General features: G+C 58.2%; 28 protein-coding genes and 2 pseudogenes. 7 read left to right on the top strand and 23 right to left on the bottom strand.

Features of this window, described 5'->3' with window-relative positions:
* Nucleotides 1–338: 338 nt before the first annotated feature.
* Together ACVMB0_RS01405 and ACVMB0_RS01410 are read left to right on the top strand one after the other, a co-directional pair.
* Complete coding sequence (locus ACVMB0_RS01405) at nucleotides 339–893, top strand: peroxiredoxin (protein ID WP_076828230.1); 555 nt, start codon at nucleotides 339–341, stop codon at nucleotides 891–893.
* A 6-nt stretch (nucleotides 894–899) separates the two neighbouring features.
* Nucleotides 900–1,448, top strand: coding sequence for a carboxymuconolactone decarboxylase family protein (locus tag ACVMB0_RS01410; protein WP_461345072.1), 549 nt, complete (start codon nucleotides 900–902; stop codon nucleotides 1,446–1,448).
* 188 nt (nucleotides 1,449–1,636) lie between these two features.
* Here the strand turns inward: ACVMB0_RS01410 and ACVMB0_RS01415 are convergent, their stop codons facing one another.
* The 9 genes from ACVMB0_RS01415 to nifH form a co-directional block, all read right to left on the bottom strand.
* Complete coding sequence (locus ACVMB0_RS01415; RefSeq protein ID WP_461345073.1) at nucleotides 1,637–1,933, bottom strand: ferredoxin family protein; 297 nt, start codon at nucleotides 1,931–1,933, stop codon at nucleotides 1,637–1,639.
* A gap of 40 nt (nucleotides 1,934–1,973) precedes the next feature.
* On the bottom strand, nucleotides 1,974–3,281 hold the full coding sequence (locus ACVMB0_RS01420) for an FAD-dependent oxidoreductase (RefSeq protein WP_461345074.1): 1,308 nt from the start codon (nucleotides 3,279–3,281) through the stop codon (nucleotides 1,974–1,976).
* Nucleotides 3,282–3,292: 11 nt separating this feature from the next.
* On the bottom strand, nucleotides 3,293–4,402 hold the full coding sequence (locus ACVMB0_RS01425) for an electron transfer flavoprotein subunit alpha/FixB family protein (RefSeq protein WP_229157559.1): 1,110 nt from the start codon (nucleotides 4,400–4,402) through the stop codon (nucleotides 3,293–3,295).
* Nucleotides 4,403–4,949: 547 nt separating this feature from the next.
* Nucleotides 4,950–5,081, bottom strand: a complete 132-nt coding sequence (locus ACVMB0_RS01430) for a hypothetical protein (RefSeq protein ID WP_461345075.1) — start codon at nucleotides 5,079–5,081, stop codon at nucleotides 4,950–4,952.
* Nucleotides 5,082–5,367: 286 nt separating this feature from the next.
* Entirely contained in the window at nucleotides 5,368–5,709 is a 342-nt protein-coding gene (gene nifW / locus ACVMB0_RS01435) for a nitrogenase stabilizing/protective protein NifW (protein ID WP_461345076.1), read from the bottom strand.
* Between the two features lie 18 nt (nucleotides 5,710–5,727).
* Complete coding sequence (locus ACVMB0_RS01440) at nucleotides 5,728–6,117, bottom strand: hypothetical protein (RefSeq protein ID WP_461345077.1); 390 nt, start codon at nucleotides 6,115–6,117, stop codon at nucleotides 5,728–5,730.
* 68 nt (nucleotides 6,118–6,185) lie between these two features.
* The gene (gene nifV, locus ACVMB0_RS01445; protein ID WP_461345078.1) at nucleotides 6,186–7,370 is read right to left on the bottom strand and encodes a homocitrate synthase; all 1,185 of its coding nucleotides are present in this window, start codon (nucleotides 7,368–7,370) and stop codon (nucleotides 6,186–6,188) included.
* Between the two features lie 367 nt (nucleotides 7,371–7,737).
* A complete protein-coding gene (locus ACVMB0_RS01450; protein WP_461345079.1) occupies nucleotides 7,738–8,448 on the bottom strand; it encodes a nitrogen fixation protein NifQ in 711 nt (236 codons plus the stop codon).
* A 149-nt stretch (nucleotides 8,449–8,597) separates the two neighbouring features.
* Nucleotides 8,598–9,482 carry a nitrogenase iron protein gene (nifH, locus tag ACVMB0_RS01455; RefSeq protein ID WP_229157553.1) on the bottom strand — a complete coding sequence of 295 codons (885 nt, stop codon included), beginning with the start codon at nucleotides 9,480–9,482 and terminating at the stop codon, nucleotides 8,598–8,600.
* A gap of 568 nt (nucleotides 9,483–10,050) precedes the next feature.
* Between nifH and ACVMB0_RS01460 the strand changes: the two genes are divergently transcribed.
* Complete coding sequence (locus ACVMB0_RS01460) at nucleotides 10,051–10,464, top strand: ArsC/Spx/MgsR family protein (protein WP_461345080.1); 414 nt, start codon at nucleotides 10,051–10,053, stop codon at nucleotides 10,462–10,464.
* Nucleotides 10,465–10,923: 459 nt separating this feature from the next.
* The gene (locus tag ACVMB0_RS01465; protein ID WP_461345081.1) at nucleotides 10,924–11,655 is read left to right on the top strand and encodes an OmpW/AlkL family protein; all 732 of its coding nucleotides are present in this window, start codon (nucleotides 10,924–10,926) and stop codon (nucleotides 11,653–11,655) included.
* Between the two features lie 543 nt (nucleotides 11,656–12,198).
* On the opposite strand, the gene ACVMB0_RS01470 is transcribed toward ACVMB0_RS01465, so the two are convergent.
* The 7 genes and pseudogenes from ACVMB0_RS01470 to ACVMB0_RS01500 form a co-directional block, all read right to left on the bottom strand.
* The gene (locus ACVMB0_RS01470; protein WP_461345082.1) at nucleotides 12,199–12,546 is read right to left on the bottom strand and encodes a (2Fe-2S) ferredoxin domain-containing protein; all 348 of its coding nucleotides are present in this window, start codon (nucleotides 12,544–12,546) and stop codon (nucleotides 12,199–12,201) included.
* Nucleotides 12,547–13,938: 1,392 nt separating this feature from the next.
* Nucleotides 13,939–14,400: a Rieske (2Fe-2S) protein gene (locus tag ACVMB0_RS01475; protein WP_461345083.1), complete on the bottom strand. Its 462-nt coding sequence runs from the start codon at nucleotides 14,398–14,400 to the stop codon at nucleotides 13,939–13,941.
* A 574-nt stretch (nucleotides 14,401–14,974) separates the two neighbouring features.
* Nucleotides 14,975–16,129 carry a DegT/DnrJ/EryC1/StrS family aminotransferase gene (locus ACVMB0_RS01480; protein WP_461349570.1) on the bottom strand — a complete coding sequence of 385 codons (1,155 nt, stop codon included), beginning with the start codon at nucleotides 16,127–16,129 and terminating at the stop codon, nucleotides 14,975–14,977.
* A 44-nt stretch (nucleotides 16,130–16,173) separates the two neighbouring features.
* Nucleotides 16,174–16,444 (bottom strand): annotated as a pseudogene (locus tag ACVMB0_RS01485) (hypothetical protein).
* A gap of 32 nt (nucleotides 16,445–16,476) precedes the next feature.
* Complete coding sequence (locus ACVMB0_RS01490; RefSeq protein ID WP_461345084.1) at nucleotides 16,477–16,836, bottom strand: DUF3024 domain-containing protein; 360 nt, start codon at nucleotides 16,834–16,836, stop codon at nucleotides 16,477–16,479.
* Nucleotides 16,837–16,851: 15 nt separating this feature from the next.
* Nucleotides 16,852–17,091: a nitrogen fixation protein NifZ gene (locus ACVMB0_RS01495; protein ID WP_461345085.1), complete on the bottom strand. Its 240-nt coding sequence runs from the start codon at nucleotides 17,089–17,091 to the stop codon at nucleotides 16,852–16,854.
* Nucleotides 17,088–17,408, bottom strand: coding sequence for a nitrogen fixation protein NifZ (locus tag ACVMB0_RS01500; protein ID WP_229157541.1), 321 nt, complete (start codon nucleotides 17,406–17,408; stop codon nucleotides 17,088–17,090). The genes ACVMB0_RS01495 and ACVMB0_RS01500 overlap by 4 nt, the downstream gene beginning before the upstream one ends.
* A 670-nt stretch (nucleotides 17,409–18,078) precedes the next feature.
* Here ACVMB0_RS01500 and ACVMB0_RS01505 point away from each other — a divergent pair.
* Nucleotides 18,079–18,276: a hypothetical protein gene (locus tag ACVMB0_RS01505; protein WP_461345086.1), complete on the top strand. Its 198-nt coding sequence runs from the start codon at nucleotides 18,079–18,081 to the stop codon at nucleotides 18,274–18,276.
* 474 nt (nucleotides 18,277–18,750) lie between these two features.
* Here ACVMB0_RS01505 and ACVMB0_RS01510 read toward each other — a convergent pair whose 3' ends face one another.
* The 6 genes from ACVMB0_RS01510 to ACVMB0_RS01535 all read right to left on the bottom strand — a co-directional run bounded on the left by ACVMB0_RS01510 (nucleotide 18,751) and on the right by ACVMB0_RS01535 (nucleotide 23,791).
* Nucleotides 18,751–18,975, bottom strand: a complete 225-nt coding sequence (locus ACVMB0_RS01510; RefSeq protein ID WP_461345087.1) for a 4Fe-4S binding protein — start codon at nucleotides 18,973–18,975, stop codon at nucleotides 18,751–18,753.
* A gap of 9 nt (nucleotides 18,976–18,984) precedes the next feature.
* On the bottom strand, nucleotides 18,985–20,544 hold the full coding sequence (gene nifB / locus ACVMB0_RS01515) for a nitrogenase cofactor biosynthesis protein NifB (RefSeq protein WP_461345088.1): 1,560 nt from the start codon (nucleotides 20,542–20,544) through the stop codon (nucleotides 18,985–18,987).
* 339 nt (nucleotides 20,545–20,883) lie between these two features.
* Nucleotides 20,884–21,747, bottom strand: coding sequence for an SIR2 family NAD-dependent protein deacylase (locus tag ACVMB0_RS01520; RefSeq protein ID WP_461345089.1), 864 nt, complete (start codon nucleotides 21,745–21,747; stop codon nucleotides 20,884–20,886).
* Nucleotides 21,744–21,968 (bottom strand): putative nitrogen fixation protein NifT, encoded by a 225-nt coding sequence (nifT, locus tag ACVMB0_RS01525; RefSeq protein WP_461345090.1) that lies wholly within the window; start codon nucleotides 21,966–21,968, stop codon nucleotides 21,744–21,746. Before nifT ends, ACVMB0_RS01520 begins: the two co-directional genes overlap by 4 nt.
* Nucleotides 21,969–21,970: 2 nt before the next feature.
* Entirely contained in the window at nucleotides 21,971–23,170 is a 1,200-nt protein-coding gene (gene nifS / locus ACVMB0_RS01530; protein WP_461345091.1) for a cysteine desulfurase NifS, read from the bottom strand.
* Nucleotides 23,171–23,470: 300 nt separating this feature from the next.
* Nucleotides 23,471–23,791 carry a HesB/IscA family protein gene (locus tag ACVMB0_RS01535; protein ID WP_461345092.1) on the bottom strand — a complete coding sequence of 107 codons (321 nt, stop codon included), beginning with the start codon at nucleotides 23,789–23,791 and terminating at the stop codon, nucleotides 23,471–23,473.
* Nucleotides 23,792–24,062: 271 nt separating this feature from the next.
* Between ACVMB0_RS01535 and ACVMB0_RS01540 the strand changes: the two genes are divergently transcribed.
* Complete coding sequence (locus ACVMB0_RS01540; protein ID WP_461349571.1) at nucleotides 24,063–24,653, top strand: hypothetical protein; 591 nt, start codon at nucleotides 24,063–24,065, stop codon at nucleotides 24,651–24,653.
* Between the two features lie 9 nt (nucleotides 24,654–24,662).
* Here the strand turns inward: ACVMB0_RS01540 and ACVMB0_RS01545 are convergent.
* Nucleotides 24,663–25,057, bottom strand: a pseudogene (locus tag ACVMB0_RS01545) (Rieske (2Fe-2S) protein).
* On the opposite strand from ACVMB0_RS01545, the gene ACVMB0_RS01550 reads away from it, so the two are divergent.
* On the top strand, nucleotides 24,968–25,150 hold the full coding sequence (locus tag ACVMB0_RS01550) for a hypothetical protein (protein ID WP_461349790.1): 183 nt from the start codon (nucleotides 24,968–24,970) through the stop codon (nucleotides 25,148–25,150). The pseudogene ACVMB0_RS01545 and the gene ACVMB0_RS01550 sit on opposite strands and share 90 nt — an antisense overlap.
* Nucleotides 25,151–25,351: the final 201 nt, after the last annotated feature.

Raw genomic sequence — 25,351 nt, forward strand, 5'->3', positions numbered from 1 at the left:
ATATCAGCCCCTCAGCCGGGTTTGCAGTGCCTGCCGATCAATGACGAGATTGGTGAGACTGAGGTCTGACTGCCGTCCAACCTGACGCTACGTAGATTTCAAGCCTTCATTGCGACCGCAGCGAGCCTGGTTGAGTTTCATTCCTGTTTCAGATGCTGCAAATCCTCGCAGCGTGGTGATCAACCTGCCGTTTCGAGCGGCCTTAACGCGCGAGGCGACCCCTGCAGCCAAGCCGCTGCGCGGCACAACCAGGACAGTCGGCTCTTGAGAACTGATGGCATGTCGTTTGCTTCACCAGCGTGGTCACCATGTCCGGAAAACAAACGTGTGAGGACCGTATGCTTGGAATAGGAAGTCAATTGCCGCCGTTCGAGGTCACAGGCGTGAAGCCTGGCTTTCAAGCGCAGGAAGAAGATGGGCAGAGTGCATTCGAGACGTTGACCGAAGCCAGCTTCCCAGAAAAATGGAAGATCATCTTCTTCTATCCCAAGGACTTTACCTTCGTCTGCCCGACCGAAATCGCCGAGTTTGCTCGGCTTTCCAAGGAATTCGTCGACCGCGATGCAGTAGTCCTGGGGGGTTCGACTGACAACGAGTTCTGCAAGCTTGCGTGGCGACGCTCACATGTCGATTTGCAAAATTTACCAATCTGGCAGTTTGCCGACACAAAGGGGACCCTGGTCGATGGCCTTGGTGTGCGTTCCCCTGAAGGGGTCGCGTATCGTTACACCTATATTGTTGACCCCGCCAACAGGATCCAGCACGTCTATGCGACCAATCTCAACGTTGGGCGCAGCCCCAAGGACACACTGCGCGTGCTGGACGCCCTCCAAACCGACGAGCTCTGTCCCTGCAACCGCGAAATCGGCGGCGAAGTCCTGAAGGTCGCTTGAGGCAGCATGTCGTCGATTGAACAGTTGAGCGAAAAGATCCCCGATTTCGCCAAGGACGTCAGACTCAATCTGACGTCCTTGATGGCCGATGAGACACTCTCGCCGCAGCGGCAATACGGGCTGTTGCTGGCGAGCGCGATTGCGACCCGCAATGCAGACGTAATTGCCGCAATGGAATCCGCCGCGGTCGCGGAGATGACGCCTGTGGCGATCGCGGCAGCGAAATCTACGGCCGCAGTGATGGCGATGAACAATGTCTACTACCGCTTCGTTCACCTCGCCTCTAACCCGGAATACAAGACAATGCCGCCACGGCTGCGCATGAACGTGATTGGCAGTCCGGGTGTTGATAAGTCTGATTTCGAGCTATGGTCACTTGCTGTCTCCGCAATAAACGGATGCGGTGCTTGCATCGATGCCCACGAGAAGACACTGCGAGCTGCGGGCGTCAGCTCCGAAGTGATCCTCACTGCCGTGCGTTCTGCTGCTATCGTCCAGTCAGTGGCGATTGCTATCGAAGCCGTTCGGCGGAGCCCATCCCAGGCAACGGGCTGATGCCTCCTCTGCCATCCGATCGACAGGGTGTGGCGCCGTTCCGTATCGCCACACCGGTCCTGTTACCTTGATACGTGTCTAGCTCAAATTGCTCGCACCGTGCCAAAGGCGGAACGTGCGAAAGAAGCTAATATTCCGACGCTTAGGGGCGGTTCGTACCACGGCTTCGTTCCATTCTCACCTCACCCTCAGCCAAACTTGAACAGCACCCCATATCCGCCGCGCGGGTAACTCCACTGAATATCGCCGGTGGGCTCGGCGATCACCCGGCAGGTACCGCATTCGATACAGCCGTCGACAGTCACCTCGACCCGCCCCTCATCGTTCAGCTCATAGCATCGCGCGGGGCACGCTTTCAAAAGCGCAATTAGCTGCGGCGATGGGGTCGTGTGTGCGCGAACCTTTACGTGAGGACGACCAATGTCGACAAGGTAGCGGTTGTAATACAGCTTGTCTTCCACGCGCACCGAGGGTTCGGCATCCATGCTTTGTCCTTCCATACTTGGAACTCACACTGTTTGATAATTAGCGCCAGGCTCGCGCAAAGCGATATGCATCGCCGAACAGCCCCATCCATGAGCGCGCCTTGACAAACGATCTCAAGGTCGCCTTCTCCTTCTCAACCTTTGGCGTACCATCGACCCGCACAAAGTTTTGCATTGCCTTAGAGATGAGCTGCGGATAGGTGAGAAAGAAGTTTTGTGAGTGAGTATGCATCAGCGGCGGCAAATCCTTGTACTTCTTGAGGTCCTTGATGACGAAGGACTCATCCAACATCTTCTTGTAGAGCGACAGGTTTGTCGCTGTCATCGGCTCGCCGCGCGATTTCACCAGGCCGACCGCTTCGGCCGCTATGCGACCTGAGGTCATCGCGAGATTGGAGCCCTCGCGATGAACGGCATTGTTGAGTTGCGCCGCATCGCCAACGACCACCCAACCTTCCCCGTAGAGCTGCGGGATCGATTTGTAGCCTCCTTCAGGGATGAGATGCGCCGAATATTCCTTGACTTCGGAACCAGCTAGCAGAGGCAACACAGAGGGATGCCTTTTGAATTGATCGAGCAAGCCGTAGGGCGTCTGGCCGGTGCGCTGGAAATCGGCGACGAGACAACCGATGCCCAGCGAAATGCACTCTTTGTTGGCATAGATGAAACCCATTCCGGTCATACCGCGGGAAATGGTGCCCGCAGCCTCGATCACGACGCCTTCATCGCCCTTTAGATTGAAACGCGCTTCGATGGTCTCGCGGGGCAAGAAGTGCATTTCCTTGACGGCGAGCGCAACATTATCGGGTATTGGCCGCGCGCGCAGGCCCGCGCGCGTCCCAAGCAGACCATTGACCCCTTCAGCGAGCACGACGACATCGGCACGTATTTCGCCGTCGCGGCGGTCTGTACGAACGCCGACAATCCTTTCCCGCTCGTCCCGTACGAGCTCCGTCACGGTCGTCTCGCAGAGGACGGTCGCGCCGGCTTCGCGCACCTTTGACGAAAACCATTTGTCAAACTGCGCGCGTATGATCGTGTAACGGTTCGGCCGTTCCTCGTTGAAATCGTCCGAGCGGTAATGCATCCCGACATGCGAGCGGTCGTCCATCATCCAGAACCGTTGTTCAACCAGATGACGTTCGAGCGGCGCCTCTTCGCGAAACTCGGGGATTAGCTTTTCCATCATGTCCGCGTAGAGGATTGCGCCCTGCACATTTTTCGATCCAGGATATTCGCCGCGCTCGAGCTGCAGCACCTTCATGCCTTGCCTGGCCATGGACAGCGCCGCTGCGTTACCAGCCATACCCGCCCCTACCACGATGGCATCGAACCTCTCTTCAATCATCATCATCTCCTCTAAACCGCGATCCGGGCGCGCGAATTCGGCAAGAGCCGAGCGCGAAATGCCGCCGTCAGCGCCGGCAGCAATTGCATGGCATCACTGACGATCGCAACATGGGCGAAGTCGAAGATCGGAGCACGTTTGTCAGTATTGATGGCGACGATTAGATCCGCCCCCTCGACACCTACCCGGTGCTGGATCGCGCCGGAAATCCCGGCCGCAATATAGAGCTTTGGCCGAATCGTCTTGCCGGTCTGACCGATCTGCCGGTCAGACGTAACCCACCCCTTCTGCACCAGAGGACGCGAGCAGCCATATTCAGCGCCAAGAAGAGTTGCAAGCTCGCGCACCAGCCGGAAGTTCTCAGGCGATCCCAGTCCCAAGCCTCCCGCAACCACGACGTCGGCATAGGCCAGATTTGATGTCTCGGAATCACGATCTGGGAGGAACGACAGAACTTTCGTGACAATGTCGTCTTCGACGAGGCCGAGTGGATGGACGATGATACGGGCGGCATCACGTGCGACGCGCTCAGGCATCGGCATAACCCGCGGGCGCACGGTTGCCATCTGCGGACGATAATTCAAGGTATAGATCGTGCAGAGCAGCGAGCCGCCAAAGGTCGGACGGGTCGCCGCAAGAGAACCATCGGCGTCGACATCGAGCGCGGTGCAGTCGGCAGTGAGTCCCGTCGACAAAGTGGTCGCCACCGAACCCGCGAGATCGCGCCCCAGCGTGGTCGCGCCCAACAGCAGGATCTCGGGCTTGTAGGTATTGACGAGTTCGGTGAGCGCCTTGGTATAGGACTCGTTGCGGTAATCCGTCAAAACGTTGTCGCTCACGAGATAGGTCAGATCGGCCCCATAGCAAAAGGATTCAAGTGCGGCGTTACGGGTGGACTGCCCCTCCGGGCCGATGACGACGGCGGCGAGATTCACCTTCAGCTTGTCGGCAAGCCTGCGCCCCGCTCCCATGAGCTCCCAGGAAACCGGATGCACCTGGCCGCGCTCCAGTTCGACGAAAACCCAGACATGCTTGTAGGCCTTAAAGTGCTCCGGCAGTTCCTTCTTGGCTGCTGCGCGGCCGGCCGCCGCAGGCATAGCCGTTTTGGTGACATTGCTCATGCTTTAAAGTCCCCTCAAGAATACGCGCGCCCGCGCCACAGGTTTGTGTCTAGATTCGGTTTACTGAGGATCAGTTCTGATCAGCAAGTAGCCGGCTGCTCGGCTGCCCGGCCCGCTTGGTGCAAAGCGACCAGGCAATAAGTCTCGTCATCGACGTAGACGCTCCGGGCGGGCCAGAGCCAGGAATGTCCTCAACGGTAGTCCCTCGCGCGTCCGGCTCGACAAGCGTCATGGTGCCGGCGACGCCCCTGCGGCGTCGGCGCCCGGAAGAGTTGCTGCGTCCGCTTACTCTGCAATATCGGAGCCTCACTTTCGGCCCGGCGCTCAGCACCGGCTGCGAGCACCAAACCGATCCGAGGACCGCAGCTGCCATCCATTGCGTGGCCAGCCTCCAGCCCCGGCACCTTGCATCGGCGGAGCTTGGCGCGCCCGCCGAACGCATGTTGCTATCCGCGTTGCGACGAATGCCCCTTTGCGCGCATCCGCGGACCTGCTCGACGCTGACGACTACGTACATACCCTCTCCAGCTGTTTCGCAACGGACGACTTAGCCATTGACCACCATCTCACGGTTTGTGTTGGCTTCGTCCGCATCAAAGGCCATATCGAACGGACCGGGCGCGAGCGTGAGCCGCGAGATCATGCCGCATCGCTCATTAGGCGGTAGAAGCAGCGTCATAGTTCTTCCCTTCAGTCGACCGCCATCTGTCAACATCGATGACGCGATAGGCACGACAACAGCAAGTGTCGTACCACTTGCAAAAACCACTAACAATCAGGCGGACGCAGTGATTTGACAGACACTTAAATGCTTGCTCAGGGCCTTGGACGAGAACAGTCCGGACATGGGTCGGGAATGCGACAGCGCCGCTCGGGTCATGCTGGCAGAGAGATGATCCGGATGAAGGAGCCTTCAGACAGCACGGCAATCGTTGGAGAACACCTCATTGCGGTGGAACGCGGGGTCACTTCAGCTCGCTCAATGGAACAAAACCTGTCGGCTTGCCTGAGCCTGCAACCGCATCCTTCAAGACCTTGAAGACGCGCTGATCAATCGGCGGCGATGCCACGAAATCAGCATAAGCCTGCTCCAGCATCGCTTTGCAGCGAGCTCTGATTTCCGGCTCTGTGGCGCCAGAAAATTGCTCTTTGGCGAAATATTGTCCCATGCGCTTTAGGATGTGAAGGCGCGCGATATTTACAATCCTGGGATCATAATCGACGCCAAGCAACGAAAAGAACTCCTCTGCCGATGCGGCGTTGCTTAACCGGTCCAGGATAGGGGCCGCCGCGAATGAGTTGATCATCGAAAAGTCTCCTCTGGATCAGCTCTCGGACGCAAAGCAAAATACGCTTAGCGCCTGATGATATTGCCGCTGTTCTACCTCGCACAGCAGGATGCGCATCGCCAACGCCCGCCCTGGAACTGCAAATTCGCGATCCAGATCTGCAGGTTCGGCGGGCGGCGACGTCAGCCCGGATGAGGAAGGGGCATGAACGGCCAAACCGCAATCGGTGCTGACGCTCGTCCGACCGGTGGCCGCGCGGGACGGCAGCCTCAAGAGAAGACGTCGCTTGGCAGTCCGCGGACGGCTCGCTTCTGGATTGCAGATCACAGCATGAATGCTGAAATAGCCCGCAACAACTGGAGCGCAGATTTGCGACCGGCGCGCTGGCATGCGGAAGTGGGGCATTTTCGCGCCAATCAGTGGCATCGGATAGCTTCCTCGCGACACACTTGGTCTCTCGAATAGTCGGCGTAAACGATGCTGAGCACGGCTCTTCACCCGCCTCGCGTGACTGGACATCCGCACACGTCACGCCAAATTGCCGCCACCGTTTGGCGCTCGACCGGCAGCTTGTGGTCGATCGCATGCTTGCGAACTTGCGACAGGATCTGTCTTGCTTGATCGGCGCTGGCGGCGAGCTTGAGTTCATCGAGCAATGCCGTAATCGCCGCAAGTCCGGAATGCTTGCCGATCACAAAGCGGTTGCGGCGGCCAAGCAAAGCCGGATCAAGCGACTGATAGGTACGCTGATCTTTCAAAAGGCCATCGACATGAATACCGGATTCGTGCGTGAATACGTGCTCTCCAACGATGGCCTTATTCAGAGGAATGGCACGCGCGGCCGCGGCTGCCACCAGTGCGGCGACGTTCTCGAGTTCCGGAAGTATGATGCCGGTCTCGCGCCCGTAGAGCTGCTTGAGTGCGACCGCGACTTCCTCAAGCGGCGCGTTTCCGGCCCGCTCGCCTAGCCCGATGACGGTCACCGAAGCGTGGCTCGCGCCAGCTTTGATGGCGGAGAGTGTATTGGCGGTTGCGAGTCCGAGATCGTCGTGACCGTGAAATTCAAGTTCCAAATCGGTGGTCACACGCAGTTTCCTGACGAGCGTGTAGGTTGCGTCGGGATCAAGCACGCTGAGCGTATCTGCAATACGAAAGCGACGCGCGCCCGCGGCTTTTGCGACTGCAATCAGCCGGATCAGAAACTCGACGTTGGCGCGCGAAGCGTCCTCGCCGCCAACAGAGACCTGAAGCCCCTTCTGACGAGCATAGCCGACCAATCGCCTCACCTGTTCCAGTGCCAGACCGCGATGACCGCCAAGCTTGGCCGCGATCTGCACATCGGAAGTCGGGATCGACATGTTGATCATGGACACCTGGGCTTCAATCGCCGCGTCGACGTCCGCTTCCCTCATCCGGCACCAGCCTATCGTAGTCAGCGGAAGATCTGCTTCGACAATGGCGCGGATTGCTGTGATTTCCTCGCTGCCCATCGCGGGCGTTCCCGCCTCGATCTCCGTGACCCCGGCCCGCGCAAGCGCCTGCGCGATCGCCAGCTTTTCCTTTGTGGTGAACGCAACACCGGGCGCCTGCTCCCCGTCCCTTAGCGTGGTATCGTTAAGCACGGTCGGCTTTGCGCGTTCTTGATCGGACCATGAGGGTTCGTTGATAGAGGCGATCACGCAGGCTGGCTCCTCATCGTTTGACCACGTCTCCTTCAGCAACCCGCATGCCACTGCGCTATCCCCGGCAACCGATTGAAAATCTACGCTCCGTCCTTAACCTTCGCCCCCAACGGATTATCGAAGGCGACGGGCTCCTGAAATGGACACCTTGCTATTCGCAAGTCTGGTCCCAAGTCTCGCTCGAAAGCCAACGCGATTGCAGCGCGCCGAGATGTGGCGCTTGATCACTGAGCAATTCTAGCCGGCTGCCTTGGATCCATGGTCAGTTGCTGGCGTCGATACGGCGTTTGGCCGCACAACCAACCTGCCGGAGTTCGCCAGATCTGGGGGCGCTCTCGTGCCGCAACGTACGAGAACAAGCAAGTCAGATGGGCCAGTCAGCTGCGACCTCCTGGCGGGCCGCCAGCAGCAGAAGGTCGCGCCGGCGCTCCGCCATCCGGCTCTCACCGCTTTCTTCGCCGAAACACAGGTTGAAGTCGTTACATTGCGTGCACACTGGTGTTGTACACATCGCGAGGCCTTCATTCTCGCAAAGCATGCGATAGAAGAAACGCTTCCAACGCATATTGTTGACATTGCGCGCGGCGAGCGGCGCGTAATGACGGCTGAGCAACCGAGAGAGCTCGCCACGATTGCGCAATCCGAGATCTTCCCATAGATGGTCTGGTTCGATGGCTCGTCGTGCGATCATGGCAGCCAGCCAGCGGCCGAGATCTCCTTCCGTCGAGCGGTGCTTTAGCAGAAGATCGCGCACCATTGCGATTTCTTCGTTCTCGTCGCATGTGTACCTCAGGAGCTCATCGGGGAGTCCGACCTCAAGTGAGGAAAAGTACCGCGCGAGCAAAGCCGCGAGTTCATCGCCCGATAGGCCAGCCTTCTCCGGAAGAGCGCCACCATCCATCGTGGCAGCCGCCAGAATAGATGCCAAAGCGTGGCGGTCAAAATGACTGTCACTGGCAACGTCGGCATCCGCAGGAGGTACGCCGGTGAGGAGGCGGTAGACAACAATTCCGCTGCCATTGCTCGCATCAGGCTCACGAGCAACCATGAACGGAAGGAAGTGCACTTCGGACATGATCTTATGGGTCTCTATAGCGGCCAGATTTACCCCGCCGCATCCTGGTCCCGGCCGGCGGCGCTGATCAGAATGCCGGCCTCCCCGGATGGGGGTTGGGGGAGGCCGGCATCCGTCGCGGGCCTTGACAAGGCCGCGACTCACGACCCTTACGAGGCCGCAAGTTCGGCAGCAGTTTTGCCGATGATGGTTTCGTCGACCGGCTTCATAATGCCATGCTCCATCAGCATGTCCTCGAGCTCGTCCATGGAGATCGGAGTCGGAATGATGCCCTTCCCGCCATTGTTATGAACCTTGGTAGCGAGATTGCGATAGTGATCGGCCTGTTTCGAGTCCGGTGCATACTCAAGCACTGTCATGCGGCGGAGTTCGGCATGCTGCACCACGTTGTCGCGCGGCACGAAGTAGATCAGCTGCGTGCCTAGCTTCTTGGCCAGTGCCTCCGCCAGTTCCAGCTCCTTGTCCGTCTGTCGTTCATTGCAGACCAGGCCACCCAGCCGCACACCGCCCGAGTTGGCGTATTTCAGGATACCCTTGGAAATGTTGTTGGCGGCATACATGGCCATCATTTCACCGGACATCACGATATAGATCTCCTGCGCCTTGTTTTCACGGATTGGCATCGCAAAACCACCGCAAACGACGTCGCCGAGCACGTCATAGGATACGTAGTCAATGTTCTCGTAGGCGCCATTCTCCTCGAGGAAGTTGATTGAAGTGATGACGCCACGACCGGCGCAGCCGACGCCCGGCTCAGGACCACCGGACTCCACGCAGCGGATGTCCTTGTAGCCGACCTTCATCACGTCCTCTAGTTCAAGATCCTCCACGCTGCCGGCGCTCGCCGCCAAGCTCAGAATCGTGTCCTGCGCCTTGGCGTGCAGGATCAAGCGAGTCGAGTCCGCCTTAGGATCGCACCCGACAATCAGGATTTTCTGACCCATCTCGGCCAGCGCCGCCAACGTGTTCTGGGAAGTCGTCGACTTGCCGATGCCACCTTTCCCGTAGAACGCGATTTGCCTTAGTGAAGACATGTTGCTCTCCATCAACCGATTTGCCAAACGTTGCGCGCTTCTGATGCGCGAGCTTGTTTCTCTCTCAGAAACGGGGCACACGGGTTCAAGGGAAGGAGCACATCGCTCGTCTTACGCGTCGGCGTGCACTCAGCCCTCACTCAGTGTTGCTGCCCGATATTAGCAACCGCCATGCCAACGCTCATAAGCGCTCCCCAAGTCTTTGATTACATTTGAAAAGCGAGGTGCCCGTGAGTGCGCCTAGCTGTTTTGGAACCTATCGGTCAGCGCGGCTGTCAGAAAACGAACAAGAGCGGCAACTGCTGGCGCGAGAAGTTTGTTTGCATGGGCTATCCAATTCTTCAGCCATGGAATGGGACTTGGAATGGAACTTGCTATTCCTCTCGTGAACCGGCTCTCTGGGACTTGAGCAGTGCGACAATGTCGGTTGCGATCCAGACTAACCGGACAGCGGATACCAGCAGCGCTCAGCCAACCGACATTGAAGATGATCGGTAAGACCATCGAATGGGCGTAGAACGTAGCAGCCACATGGCAATTCAGCTCGACCTTCCGACATGGGTATGACATGGCGACAGTCATCTTTTATCAAAAGCCCCGCTGCGCGACCAATGCCCGTCAGCTTCAAGCGCTCAACGCTGCCGGTCACAACATTATAGCCAAAGATATTTTGACGGAGCCGTGGACTTCGGAAAAATTGCGCCGCTTCTTCGGCAATACGCCGGTCGCCTCCTGGTTCAACCAAGCGGCCCCCCGTATCAAATCAGGCGAAGTCAATCCCGCCATGATTGACGCCCAGAGCGCACTAGCGTTGATGTTAGACGATCGGCTCCTGATACGCAGGCCTCTGATCGACGTCGACGGATCACGATGCGCTGGATTCGATCATGAACTCGTGCTGTCGCTGCTTGACCGCAAGACCCCAGCTGATCTCGAGGGATGTGCGCATGACGCAAACGAGACGCGCTGTCCGCAAATGTGAGGCTGGGACAGAACGCTTTGATGTGACGCACCATGCGAAGAACCAGATTTCCTGCTTCCGGCTTGCTTCGCGATCGCCGATTTTGCCTTCGCTGAGAAGGCCGGCATGGTTGCTCCGTAACACGGATCTCTCCATATTGCGCCTTGGGTGTGCGCCCCCAATGCGAGGGGTTGCTGCATCGCCACCTTGATCGTAGATGGCCGAGCGGGACTGGTTGGACCAGGGACTCAAGCCAACAAGCAATTTGCTGAAGAGACTGAACTCAGCACAGGCTATGAATCGAACAAGCGATCTGAGCAAAGACAACGACGCTTCGACGGCCGTGCCTCTTATGCAACTCAGCCGTATAATTGCGGTGAGCCAGGCACCTTTTTGATCCGCATCAAATCCTCCGCCGCTCGTCCCGTGTGACAGAGTTCTCGCGCGCCTTATCGCGCGACTATTGGAATGGAGAATTCGATGAGAAAAAACACAATCCTGACGACGACGTCGCTCCTCTCGCTCGCGATCTCGTTGGCCAGCATCTCGGCACAGGCTGCGGATCTCGGTCCGGCGCCGGTTTACTACAAAGCGCCTCCGATCGAACCGTTCAATCCATGGATGATCCGCCTGCGGGTGCTCGGCGTTCTGCCGGATACCTCAGGCAGTTCAGTCCACGTCGGCGGGGTGCCCTCGCTGTCTTCTGCCAACTCTGGGCTGTCGATCAGCGATCAAGCCATACCGGAGCTCGACATCACCTATTTCTTCACAAAGAACATCGCGGCCGAACTCATTCTCGGTGTGACCCGCCATCAGATCAGCGGCACTGGCGCGCTTACTGGACTCGATATCGGCAAAGCCTGGCTATTGCCGCCGACGCTGACCCTGCAATATCACTTTACCGATTTCGGCCCACTTAAGCCTTATATCGGCGCAGGCATCAACTACACCGCATTCTTCAATCAGTCGGCGGCCAATACGTCGTTCGCCGGCCTTACCGTGACCGATCTGCGCATCAGCAACCAGTTCGGCGCGGCAGTCCAATTCGGCTTCGATTACATGCTTGACCGTCATTGGGGCCTCAACTTCGACGTGAAGAAACTGTGGCTGCGACCGGACTATTCTGCGACCGTAAACAATGCGATTCCCGTCTACGGGCGTGCCAATATCGACCCATGGCTCATCAGCGGCGGCATCGCTTACAAGTTCTGACGTCAGGACAGAATCCAGAGAAGAAGACCAGGTTGATCAATCCGGACGCGGCGAGCCGTCGAGCGCGTCCTTCAACCGCACCGCAGTGCGTCCGCGAGCGAGATGGCGTGTCAAAGACGCGTCGTCTCGCGAAGACAGTGAGCGCCATCCGCACCTTGGCTTACCCCGTGTCGCGTACAGATTGATCCGATAGCTATCAAAGAAATACGTTCTTGCTTTGTCAGGCGTTGCGACTGCGCCAGTTGCCGATCGGGGCCGAAAATTTTCAAGGCGGTGCGTTGCGCCGTGACAATGACCGTCTGACAAGGGAGTTGACGCTCAAGGTTCAGGCCCCGGGTACGAGCAGCGCTCTAATCTGGGCCCCATCTCACCGAACGTCTCAAAGAGCGCCTTAACGATAAGCTCCATGACGTGCTGCTCGCACGCCCTGACGCCTGAACGCCGCCCGGTCATCCTGAGCCGACCGACGCGCCGAGGGACAGCTAATCGACGGAGAAGCTGTCCATGCTCGATTGCCCGGCCAAGCGGCGCGAAGCAAGGCGTTTAGCTGCGCTTTAGCACCATTACGAGGCGGTCGACTCGTTTGCCCTGCTTGAGATGGGACTCCAGGATTTCGTCAACGTCCTCCGGCGTAGTCGCGCGGTACCAGATCCCGCCAGGATATATGACCATCAAGGGACCGGAGTTACAATAGCCGAGGCAGCCAGCCATCGTGAAACCGATATCATTAAGGCCTTGCGCTTCGATCGCCTTGCCCATTCGATCCCACAATGCTTGCGCGCCAGAGGCGCCGCAACTGCCGTGCGGATGGGTAGGCGGACGCTGCGTGTTGCAGGCAAAGACGTGATGCCTATAAATTTGGGGGAGCTCGAATTCGGTTTCTGAATCCATGTGCTTATCCTGTGATCGGTGCAAGTGATCCGAAAGAGACATGGCCCCGGGCTCGCATCGCCCTCACAGTGTCTCTTGCTGTTGAACGCCGCATCGATCGATTGATGTTACTGATTTCGACGCGTGCCCTGGGAACGCAGGCGAAATGAGCTAACGCGACACTAACTTTAATCGCTGACGATCAGCGACGGATGACGACTCACGTGCGGCACAACCTTCCTGATCCGATTCAACGTCTTCTCCTATCATCGCAATCTCTTCGCTCCTTCATTGCTCAATGGTCCGGTTGCTCCAAAGCAAGTTCTACACCAGATGCACAATCCTCGCGTTTTTACGACGATCTCTTGTTCTACCAAGGCGCTCCTCATCGTTGATGCTGGAGTTCCAACAATGTCGTTTCTTCTTCTGTTTTGGACAGAACAATCGTTGGCTTCGCGTTTTGACGCTCTCCATTCTTCCTCGGCCGTTCGCACGCAGATATGCGGCAGTTGCGATCGCTCTGTTTCGGCTGTTTCATGATCACGTCGTAACAAGCTTCGACAGCCCTATGCCGCTTTTCCAGCGGTGAGCGATCGGCTCGTGAAATCCAACGCCCTGCTCAGCCTTGGCGTGATCGGCTAGCTGCATCATCGGCGCGAGCCACCGTATCCGTTCGCCCAACATTGCATGATGCGCTCCAGCGTTGCCGAACTATTGTTTACCTCAACAAGATAGCGCCTGTCGCGAAAGACCAGCCAGGAGTGATCGCCGACCTGCGTTCAAGGTGATTGTTTAGGCTTGCATGGACTTGATCGGCCGCGGCAACACAGCGGTCCCGGATCGCGCCCACAGCCGTGCACGATACCGTCAAGGCGCACTTGCCGCCTTAATGTCGAACAGCGAACACGTGTTGATTCATACATGCGTCCGTAAACCGGCGGCGCCCACTGAGGAGCCGAGCGCTATACATTGAGAGGTCGCATTAAGGCGTTTGGCATCGCACTTGCAGCCCAGGCAATAAGCCAGCCATGGCGGACGGCCAAAAGCTTCGGACACAGGATCGTCATTGTTCCTCCCAAACGATCCTGTCAGTCTGGGTCTCCCCATTCTCGCAGCCCAGACGGTGTCCTCGGCGGACTTCCAGCCGCCGAGGACATTTTCTTGAACTATTCTATCGGCCGGCAGCAAAAACCATGTCCCGCCTGCCAGGTCCATTTGGCGAGTTGACGTAAGAGCAGCCTTTTGTTGTTGCGGCGGAGCTCGCCGGGCGTCTGGCAGCAATGCGCTGGATTGCCGTTTGCTCTGACAAGCTAAGAAAGCGTAATGTCCATCTGCACCAGCGCTCAGGAGCGACGATTTCGTCCTCTGATAAAATCCCTCAGACAACTTGAACAACAGCCAAATGATCCGCCGCTAATCGGGATGGATCGTGATATCCATTGTTTCTTCGCTGTACTCGAAGCATTCGGAAGCCCGATCCTGCTCCAGCAGCTTGACGCCGCATAGGCAAACGTCACCTTCGATCACGGCGAGCGCAACCGGCTCAAGCGCTTGTCCATTGCAAGGACCATCGATGCACACTCCGGTTTCGATCTCGAACCTTGCACCGTGCCGGCCGCATCGGAGAAAGGAGCGGTCTGCCGAGAAAAACTCGCCGGAGCCGATGTTGAGCCAGACGCCGTCATGCGGACAACGGTTGACATAGCCAAAATAGTCGTTGCCGAAGGTGCGCACCACAATAATGGAAAACAGCCGGCTCTCGCCGCTGTCATCGATACGCGACAGGCTAAAGCCCCTGGCGCCACTCCGCTCGATGGCATCGGCCGGACAGACGGCAAAAACCTCAATCTGATCGCGCGTTGCGTTCCCGATCATCGTTTGGTTATCCCGGCCTCGCGGTCTCCTGCTTGAAGGCTTCGATCGTAGTGCGGCTCAGTCGGAAAATGCCACGGCCACGAGCGAGCGGCCGATATGCCGAGCTAGCGCGGGCATTGAGGACTTCAAACCATTGGTTCGGCGTGAGCTTTGCCGGGCGCTCGCTGATCTGGACCACTCTCCCGTTCGGAGCGAAGCGGACGTGAATGATGACTTCTTGTACGTTCATAGTAATCTCTGTTTGACTAACTCGAGACAGCCCAGCCGAAACCGAAGATGGCGTGCTCAGATTCGAGCATCTTGGCGCGTAGGCCTCAAGCCACGGCGTGGGCACGGCACTTTGCGACGATCGAGCATGTTTTTTGCGAGCGCGAGGCTGGAGCATTTCTCCCACAGCATTCCGAACAGTACAGGATGCAGCGGCATGCGGCGTACTCCGCATTTACGCCGATCGCTATCTGCCCGCGGAGCATCGCATGACATGCGCTCGGTTGATTTCTCATCTCGCGCGCGCCCAAAGCTCCGATTGCACTCAATCAATCCTCCTCCTTTCATCTGGTGCATAACGATCATCTCAGTAGATCGCCGCACCTGCGCCCACGTTGATCGAGGCATCTTTCATGGTCTCCACGATAAACGCGATCTGCTTGTTCGCGAGATGGGTGTGAAACGGCAGCGCTAAAGCGCGATCGGCGACCTTTTCCGTAACCGGGAAATCGCCACGGCGATAACCGAGGTCATAATAGTGGCGTTGCAAATGCAGCGGTTGGCTGTAGGCAGCGGATTGAACCTGGGCGGCGCGCAGATCATCGATAATGGCGTCCCGACCGGATCGCGTGAAGCGTGTCCCTAATTGAACGAGATAAAGCATCCAGTTCACATCCGTCACATCGGGACCGACATAAGGCGGCTTGATGCCCTCAAATGACTGGATATGTGCGTTATAGAGCTGCTCGATGAGCCGACGCCGCTCCAAGATTTCATCGAGACGCTTCAGCTGCGCCAGCCCCAAGGCAGCCGTGAGATCGCTCATGCCAGCCTGGTAAGGTGCTGTGCTCGCGACGACAACTGAGAATCGCTCGTCCAGGCGATGGGCGCGATGGCGGCGCAACCGAACCGCAATATCGATGTCATCCGTCACCACCATTGCGCCTTCACCGCAGCTTAGGGCTACCGGCTGGGCAAAGTCGAACACGGCCAGGTCGCCAAATCGGCCGACGAGCTCCCCCTTGTAACTCGATCCGATCGCCTCGGTAGAATCCTCCAAAAGCAACAGCCGGTGGCGCTGTGCGACCGTCCGCAGTTCTGCCCATGGCGCAGGATGACCGTTCGGATTGGCGGCGACAATCGCCCGCGTGCTGGCCGTAATCCTCTCCTCGACCTTCGCGGGAACCAATGTTCCCGACCAATAGTCGACGTCGGCAAATACCACGCGTGCGCCTGCAAGACTGATGGCATGCGCTGTTTCGCGAAAGGCGTAGGGCGAGGCGATGACCTCGTGCCCTGCTCCGATCCCGAGCGCCTTCAGTGCAAGCAGGAGCCCAATAGTACCACTCGAAACCGCAACGGCATGTTTGCGGCCCAGATAAGCCGCGAAACCCTGCTCGAACGCCTCAGTGATCCGTCCACTGGAGATCTGCGACGAACACAGCAGGGTTTCCACTGCAGAGAGCTCAGCGACGGTAATATCCGGGTCCGACAGTGGGATGAAGGATACATTATTCTCCAGATTGTGCGCGCCATCGCACGGATGCCCTGCGAGCTCAGTACCGCTCACTGCGCAGCGTCTCTTTTGGCCAATATGATGCCGGTCGCCCGCGACGGATCGGCCGTAAGCTGCACGCAGTGATCCGATCCATCGATCAGATGGAGATCGAAACACACAAACTGCCGGAATGGCTGATCAGTGATATCCGACGCATCGCAGCGCACACAAGCAAGCTGCGGAAACCGGCGCCGCAGCTCGACAAACGGCTCCTCCTCGGCCCCTGTCGACCGCAAGCAGCTGCTCGATTTCAATCAATTCCTGCGTAGTGAGCGTCATCGTGGCTCCTCTGCCCCCCCAAAAGCCGCCCCTCATTGCCAGAACAGATGCTCCGGATCCGCGTTCAATTCCTCGATCGCTGAAGTCAGGCGGTGATATAGGCTGTAAAATTCCCAGATTCCTTGGGCGTGGTTCTTGCAAAACACCTTCCAGATTCCGCTCACGCCATCATAGAGAATCAGCGCGACGTCGATTAGAGCGCCGTCCTTGTCAATATTGCGCGAGCAACAGGGGCTCTCGACGAGGTAGCCGCCCTTCACCGGCGTCACCTTCGGCGAGACGTAGAGATAGCGCGTGCGGGAGCTCAAGCTGCGCTCGATCCGCCTGCGATCAAGCTCGTTGGGGTGCGCCACCAGCCCGGTCTTGACCTTCCTCATCAGCCCGGCATTCATCGTAAAAGCCTCCCTTCAAAGAACTGTGATTTCTTCTTCAAGACAACCGATGAGCAGCCGCTCTCCAAAATCGACAGTATAGATCGGCACGTTCGCCTCGGTATGGATGGCAACCCTGATGATCTCTCCAACCACTCCGGCACCGAGCAAGACGCCGTCAGGCTTCGCATTGGGAAAAGAGCCGTCGTTGATGATATCGACTGCGGTCATAACCCGCTGGCCTCGCCGATATTTTGGAAAGCCGGGTTCACTCATGACACGGCGTCTTCCGGCAATGGCAGATCATCGACCTCCCCGCTGCCATCCACTGGCTCGAGTTCCTTGCGCTTCATGCCAACGCGGTAGCCGCTTTCCAGAAACTCGACACCGTAGATGTAGAACTGCTGCAGGAATGTGCCGATCGAGATGACGTAACCGATCTCACCCTTCTTGACCAAGATGTCGCCAATCTCCTTGCCACGAAAGGTGCCATCATTCCGGATGGTACGATTGGCTCGTACCTTTTGGCTGAAACTGAAGACAGGCGGCTCGTCGAGCTCGACGACGTCGCTGTCGCGAACAATACCGCTCATGTAGCGCTCCTCATGCATCGCTCGCTGGCAGACAAGCCGGGGGTGCCGCCCAGCCCGACCAGGAGACATCTTTCACGATTGTTGCTCATCCCTCGCCGCACTCAGCCAATTCGTCCACCGCAATGCGGTTCGCCAGTTCGTGTCGACGTGCTGACCAGGATGTCGATGTAGGGCCGTTCGTGACAGCCGTTCTGCGATATCTAGCCGCGCTCTAGCGTATCTGCCCGTAGTTACGCCAAGTAGCCCAGCAACGGCAGCGCGACGCGGCACCATGTGGCGGAACTGGACGTCCTTGGCGCAGACCGATTGATTGTGGAGCTGCGCGGCGAAGTGGCGCACGAGAGTGTCGCCAGCTCCTTGTCGGTCCGCATCGGCATCATTTCCCGGTATGAAACGATCTTCCGGCTTGGACGACGAGGCTTCTATGGCCGTCAAGCATCGACAATAAGACAACGGCATTAGCTTGCGTGGACACGATCGCTCGGACCTCGACGTCTGCGCGCCAAACGCCGCCGTTGCTGAGCGCGGGATTCTGCTGGGAGAACTGCTGGAGACGTTGCCGGCACGATCATTTGCGCAAATAGCCGGACGCCGGCAGTCGCAGCCCTTCTTGCGCGACGGACGAGCGCAGGCACTGTAATTGCAGTGATGCTCCGGGACGGCGTTGCCAATGTGGTCGATCATCGGATTGGCTGCTCCGCTCAAGGACGTCCGCGAACGATTCGGCACCGATCGTGTCAGTCGGCTCGAGTTCGAACAGCTTGGTGGCGGCCTCGTCCCTTCTTCCAGATTGCCGGCCCATATCGGGAGGCCGGTGAAGTCCTTCAACCTGGAGGGATGCAACCGCGGCATGATGATATCGGCGTGATCAAGAGCAGCATCAGTCGCGTTAACCGTCCACCGGTCTTGGCCCGGGGCTTCACCGAACAAAGTACGCGCGATCAGCGCTCCCTGACCGGCAGATAGCGACTTGGCTGCTGCCTCGAAGGTCATCGGCAGCTTCGCTCGCCCGGCCCATTTCGCGATGTTGCGCGTCGGTAAGGCTGATCCCGCCGGGCATGCACGGATCGGCGTGGCCTCGTCAGTCACGTCAACGATAGCCGCGCCGCCTAGAAGCCTACGCTCGGAATTGAGAGGCGTTTTTGGCGCGCCGCGCCAGATGAAATGCCTGCCGATGCTCCGCTGCCAGCGAGCAACAGCACGATCGCGATGACATCCGCAGCAGTCGCCTTCGCGAAGGAATGTGCGAAGGTCGAGACCTGCGGTGTTGACAAAGCGCCGCACGACGTCTGCAACGCTTTCAGCCCCAGCTCTTGGCATGCCGTCCATGGAAGCTCGCGTTCTAGGCTGGCGCCTGATAGCGGGGCAAGGAGTTGTCAATTACGCAGGTATCGTCGACCGGACAGGCCGCAGCGCATTGCGGCTCGTCGAAATGGCCAACACATTCGGTGCATTTCGTCGCTTCGATGACAAAGCTTCCTCCCTTTTCCGAGATGGCAACGTTCGGGCACAAGGGTTCGCAAGCTGAGCAACTGGTACATTGAGAGGCGATGATCTTGAATGGCATATACCCCCCTTACGCCGCGGAGATCAGAGCTCCCTGGCGGATCGCGGCGTCGCCCCGCGTCTCATGCTGGACATCACCGCTCTTCACTTTGTCGAGATAGGACCTGAACCAGGCGATCGTCGACTTCTCGATGAACTCATGCGCGTATTGATCAACCGGCTCGATCCCGGCCTTGATCAGGTTGCCTTTTGGGCAGCCGCCGATCTTGGCCACGAACACCGCATGGCAGTCATGGATGCCACGAATGATGGTCGAAAGCCTGTCCTCCTCGCCATAACCCTCCTGGCAGTAGACGTCGACGCGACGGTGACCGATGAATTTGGCGCCGGATATAGAAAGTTCGTATACTTGGAATTCCTTTGCATGCCCAAAGTGCTCGTTGATGAGTCCCGAGCCCTTGGTTGCGACCGCCACCAGAACCGTGATCGCGCTCGTCTCGGCGGCGAACTGTGTAAGCTCTTGTTGGTGGGCCACGACGCTGGCGGCCCGCTCGTCCTCTACCCTGTCTTGATAAGCCTTCCGCGTAGCAAGGTCATATTTGACGTCCATTTTCATGATCTGATCGGTACTAAACTCTGCGCTGCGATCCTCTCCGATCAATCCGACAGCATCAGCGCGGCACTGGCGACAATGCCGCATGATGTTCATCTTCCCTTCACAAGCATCCTGCAGCGTCTTCAATTCCTGCGCCGTCGGCCCGCGCTGACCGTTTAGGCCAAACACTGTGCCGTGCTCAGGCGCGGAGATCAGCGGCATGATATTGTGCAGGAAGGCACCGCGCGCCTTCACCGCCTTGTTGACCTCGACGAGATGCTGATCGTTGATGTGGGGGATCATCACCGAGTTGACCTTGCACAGGATACCCCGTTCGCTAAGCATCTGCAGGCCTTGCAGCTGACGGTCGGTGAGTATCCTCGCCGCTTCGATGCCGATGTAGCGTTTATGGTTGAAGAAGATCCAAGGATAGATCTTGGCGCCGATTTCGGGATCGATCGTGTTGATAGTGATGGTGACGTGGTCGATTTTGGACCTGACGATCGTGTCAACATGGTCTGGCAGAGCCAGTCCGTTGGTCGACAGACATAGCTTGATGTCGGGCGCCGCCTTGGCGACCAGTTCGAATGTCTTGAACGTCTTTTCTGGATTGGCGAGAGCATCGCCTGGACCAGCGATGCCGAGCACGGTCATCTGTGGAATGGTGGTCGCGACCACGAGCACTTTTCTCACCGCCTGCTCGGGGGTAAGCTTTTCGCTCACCACGCCCGGGCGAGATTCATTGGCGCAGTCATATTTGCGATTGCAGTAGTTGCACTGGATGTTACAGGCTGGCGCGACCGCCACATGCATGCGGGCGTAATGATGATGCGCTTCTTCGCTGTAGCAGGGATGGTTCTTCACCTTTTCCCAGATTTCGCTCGGCAGATCGCCTTGGCTTGTCTGTGACCCGCAGCCTGCCTGGGCTGTCTTGGCTGCGGTGCGACAGCCCTTATGCTCGGCGGCAGACTGCATCATCGTGCCGTTATCCGGCGCAGCTTTGGCGTATCCGCCGCTCCCCACGACCGCATTCATTCTCTTTCTTCCCCGCAGGCACATTGGCTTCCCAGGACCATCCGTGAGCGAGCCTTAAGACGAGGCGTAGCAACTCACATGCCACGGCGCAGAAGACGACATTTGGCCAGCACGTCATAGCGTTAGCCGGCCCGACCGACGTTGAGACATGTAAGAGCGGCAATGATACGCTTGTTAAGAATGCGACAGATACGTCCTCATCCTCACTCACTCTGCGGGCTGGCGCATCAATTATGGTGCCAAAGCGCGCGCAACACCCGGCTTCATCTGAGCGGGCGTTTCGTGCATCGCGCCATCTCACAACTGGCGATACCAGTTGGGCTATCGAGCTTCACACGTCTAACGCGTGAGCAGTATCTCAACCGCGCAAGGGAGCCGAATCGCAAGCGGCGCCAGACCTTGTTCGAGTAGGAAGCGGAACTCGTTGCGCGACAGCGTATCCGGATCGACGATCGCATAGTGGGCGCCACCCGAGCGCTTGATAATCTGCCGCGCATAGCTGCGCAACAGCTGGTCGTTAAAGCGACAGCCGATGAAGAGAAAGGTCCGTCCGCTCCGCCTTTCCTTGATGATGTCCGGAATTGGCGTCTGAATGTCGATCTCGGTCAAGGCCTCGACATAGTCAGCATCGGAGATCAGGAAGTTGTTGGCCGGGTGCACGCTGCCATGCGGCTTATAGAGCACCGTCGCCCAGCTGCCGGCCACGGCACTGTCGACCTCTTGGCCAGAGGAATCATAGAAGCGATACCAACGATTCTCGCCAATGCCGGCACGGGTAATACCCTGCACTTCACCCCATCCCTCGCGCTTGCCCAGCGCGGCGCGCATCGCCCCATCGTACCATGCATCGACGATGACGGGCGGCGACAGGGACGCGAAATGATGATGTAGCGGCGTCGGCTCCGCTGATCGAGCGAAGGCCTGCACCATCAATGTCGTCAGCGTAGAGCGATGTTTGCTGACCTCGATATGCTGCGCCGACGCCCACGCATTGCCTTTGGTCCGACGAGGCAGCGCAATCTTGCTGGCGAAGAAGTCGGCCAGCGCCTCGGGCGTGGCCGGCACATCGGATCCGGACAGTCCGGTGAGGCCAGGACCGAGATAGGGCACCACGCGCGCAGCCCTTAACCCGGCAGCGATGTCGACGAGAATGGTCTTGGCATCGGCTGCATCGACAAAGTCGATCCGCCGAGGCCCCTTCACGGGCCCCCTCCGTCCGCGCCTCGTTTTTTGGCATCGATTGTGATTGGCAACTTTGTATCGCTCGCCATTTTGGGCAAATCGAGTACCCAGCCGTTGGCTATTTTGATCCATCCCCCCCAGAGCGTCTCGTACTCGGAATCAACGATCGGCTCTTCGAGATCCTTCTTTGGTACGTAGATCGACAGGCCTGCCTCTGGAGACCGGCGGATCATGATTTTCACATTCAACTCCTTGACTGAGTGCTATGGCTGGCCAAGCGGGCCGACTCCCGCGAAGTGGCGCGCAGGCGAGCCACGATGTCAGACACGGCGTACACGACCTCGTCGACCTCCGCGAATGAGGTTTCTCGCGATAGCGAGAAGCGCACCGCACCGCGCATGCTCCACGCCGGCACCTGCATGGCCTGCAAGACATGCGATGGCTCCATTGAGCCCGCATTGCAGGCTGATCCGAGCGACACGGCAATGCCGGTCCGATTGAGATGGTGGGCGATTGCTTCGCCTTCGAGATGGTCGAAGGCAATATTGGTCGTGTTCGCTAAACGGTTGCTGATATCGCCGAGCGGAATGCACTCGCCAATGTGTAGAATTCCCTGCTCCAGACGGTCGCGCAACGCAGCAATGCGCACGCGCTCCGGTTCGAGCCGTTCCGCCGCAAGCTCTGCAGCCTTTCCAAGTCCAACGATTGCGGGAATATTCTCCGTCCCGCCGCGGCGCCGCCGTTCCTGTGATCCGCCCCAGATGAGTGGCCGGAACTTTGTCCCCTTGCGCAAATATAGCGCGCCGATGCCTTTGGGCCCATGCAGTTTGTGTGCGGATAGCGACAGCATGTCGATCGCGCTGTCCTTGAGGTCTACGCGCGTCTTGCCGACGACCTGGACCGCATCGGTGTGAAACAACGCGCCTGCCTCATGGGTCAACCCTGCAAGAAACTCGACGGGAAATATCGTACCGGTCTCGTTGTTGGCCCACATAACGGAGACAATCGCTGTCCGTGGCCCAAGCGCGCTGCGAAACGCCTCGATATCGAGCCGGCCGCGGGAATCTACCGGTACGACGTGCGTCTTGACTCCTCTTGTCGCCAATTGCTCGGTTAGCGCAAGAACGGCAGAGTGCTCGACCGAGGTGGTAACGATTTCGTCGCGACTTTCCTCGGTCTCAAGTGCGGAGAGAATCGCGGTATTGTTGGCCTCGGTCCCTCCCGAGGTGAACACGATCTCATGATCGTAAGCGCAGCCTAGCAACCCCCGTAAGTTACGCCGAGCCTGCTTCAAGGCGACTGCAACCTCGCCGCCAAAGGCATGCGTGGATGAGGCGTTGCCAAATTGCTCGGTAAAGAACGGCAACATGGCTTGCACAACAGATGGATCGGTCCGCGTCGTTGCATTATTGTCGAGGTAAATCGGCACTTGAATTCCGCTCAATCCATTATCTCGCCGACAGCCGCAACCGGGACGAGACGAACGCATTCGCCGATTTTTTCGACCAGCCTCGTCTGAATGCGGTCCACCGTCAGTCTAGGACGCTTACGGAACGCGGATGCGCCATACAGACTGCCGATGGTGCTGTGGCTATTGGTCCCGATGAGCCGACAGTTGCTACGATCGCCATGCAGATCCACTTGCATCTGTCCGATTGCGTCGCGAATGCAACGCTCTCTTGCAGCGACCGATGATTGCCATAATTGTTCCGGTTCCGCCAACATGCAGCGATGTTCGTCTTCGTCAGCTGAACGATTTTCCGCAGGAGCAGCTCACGGTAGCGTTCGGGTTTTGAAAGGTGAAACCGGAGCGATCCGACGCCAAGACGAAATCAATGGTCGTGCCGATCAGATGCTCATGGCTCTTGCTGTCGACAAATACCTTCAGACCGCCGCATTCGATCACGGTGTCACCGAGCGTCGGCACCTCGGCCAAGCCCATATTGTATTTGAACCCATTGCAGCCGCCTGCTTCGACCATAATGCGCAGGCCGCCGGTCGGGTGCATCGATGATGCCATCGCGCCTCTGATTGCACTCACCGCGCTATCTGTCAGGTTGATCATGGTTTACCTCTCAAGAGCTTAGTCTGCCTGACAATGGCAAGTCATGTGCCAGCGTGCACAAGCTTGATCCCGCTTACTTTCTTTGATCGTATCTGTCGGCTTCAGCACCGGTGTCGAGTTCATGACAACGCTGCCTGGGACGATCGCCTCTCGCATACGCGTTTTATTTCGCGGCACGGCTGGATCGTTACAGAGGCGGCGGCAAGCATTTTGCATCGCGGCTGGCATCGGCCAGCGCGCCGGTGAAAAGCTCAAATCGAGGACGAATTTAATGACTGCAATCGAGAACACCGCACTCGGTCGACTTGAAAAGGAGGGCCGCCTGCTCAATGCTGTACTCAAGGGCGGGACGACCAAGCCGGGGCGGTTTGGTTTTCGCGGCGACATCGCACTAAAATTTCAGACTCAAGTCGCGGACGAGAAGCGGCCGCCGGATTATTCGATCGAACAGGTTCTGACGGTCGCGCAGGACGGAGAAGGCACTATTCCGGTCCTGGCCGGCTACCTGCACTCCTTCGCCTATCTTGCTGACGTCGCGGCCGTGCTTGATGGTGCCTTAAGCCCACAGGGCAGTTATTTCTTGTTCTGTAACAACATAGATTTGCTGGCGAAATACCAGACGAAGCTCGGTGGCATTACCTTCCACGTCCTGCCGTGCGATGAGTCCACTGTTTGGAAGGAAATGATGGACCTGGTCGGGCTCAACAAGGACGACCTCAAGAAGCTTGATGCAGGCGGTAAGCTTGACTACCTCCTCGAGGCGGCAAAGACTCTCGATCTGTCCTACGACGAGATTTCATACGAAGACGGGCTAAAAAGGATGGAGCCAGTAAGAAACCGCAACGAGAACCGGCCGGTCTGAGCGCGGACGTCATTCGTTCCGGGACGCATCGTCTTCGACAAGACGCACGCCGATGACGCAGATACACCATACAGAACTGTCAAGGCGATCGGCGTGAGCGTTCTGTCCTTACACGAACCCACCGACGCACAGCCCGGTTGCGAGCTCGAAGTGGATCAGTGCTTGCCGCACATCAGCTGAACGCCGTATGGGTCGAGGAACTCGTTCCGTTCCCAGTCTAAAGCAACGCCATTGTGCGGGCATCTATTGATATAGCCAAGCACCTTCTAGCCCCAGCGTACCACAGCGATGGACCACGGCCGGCGATTGCCGTCATGATCGAGGACCATAAGGTGGAATCCCATGGCCTTGTGGCTCGGAATGTCGTTAAAGCCACAAATCGCGCAAATAGCATCTGGCTGCATTTACTGCTCGTCTACCGCAAGGGCTCTGCACTGTTGCTGTGCCTTGAGCTGCAAGAACCGTCGGAGCGCTGCTCGGCGTTCGCGCAGCTTTAGCGGTGCCGTACAACTTGTCCGGCTAGCAGAACCGCAAGCGCGTACGTAGCTCGTTGCTCCTGGTGTAGCGGTCCATTCCGCCTCCCAGCGTACGCGCATTGGCGCTCCCGGCGTCTCTATGAAACTGATGTTCTATTGTACCGATAATTTCGCCTATGCGCTGGAGAGCCTGAAAAGACGCTCGATCGTACGCTGGAACGC

This window comes from Bradyrhizobium sp. USDA 4451 (genome assembly GCF_054822585.1).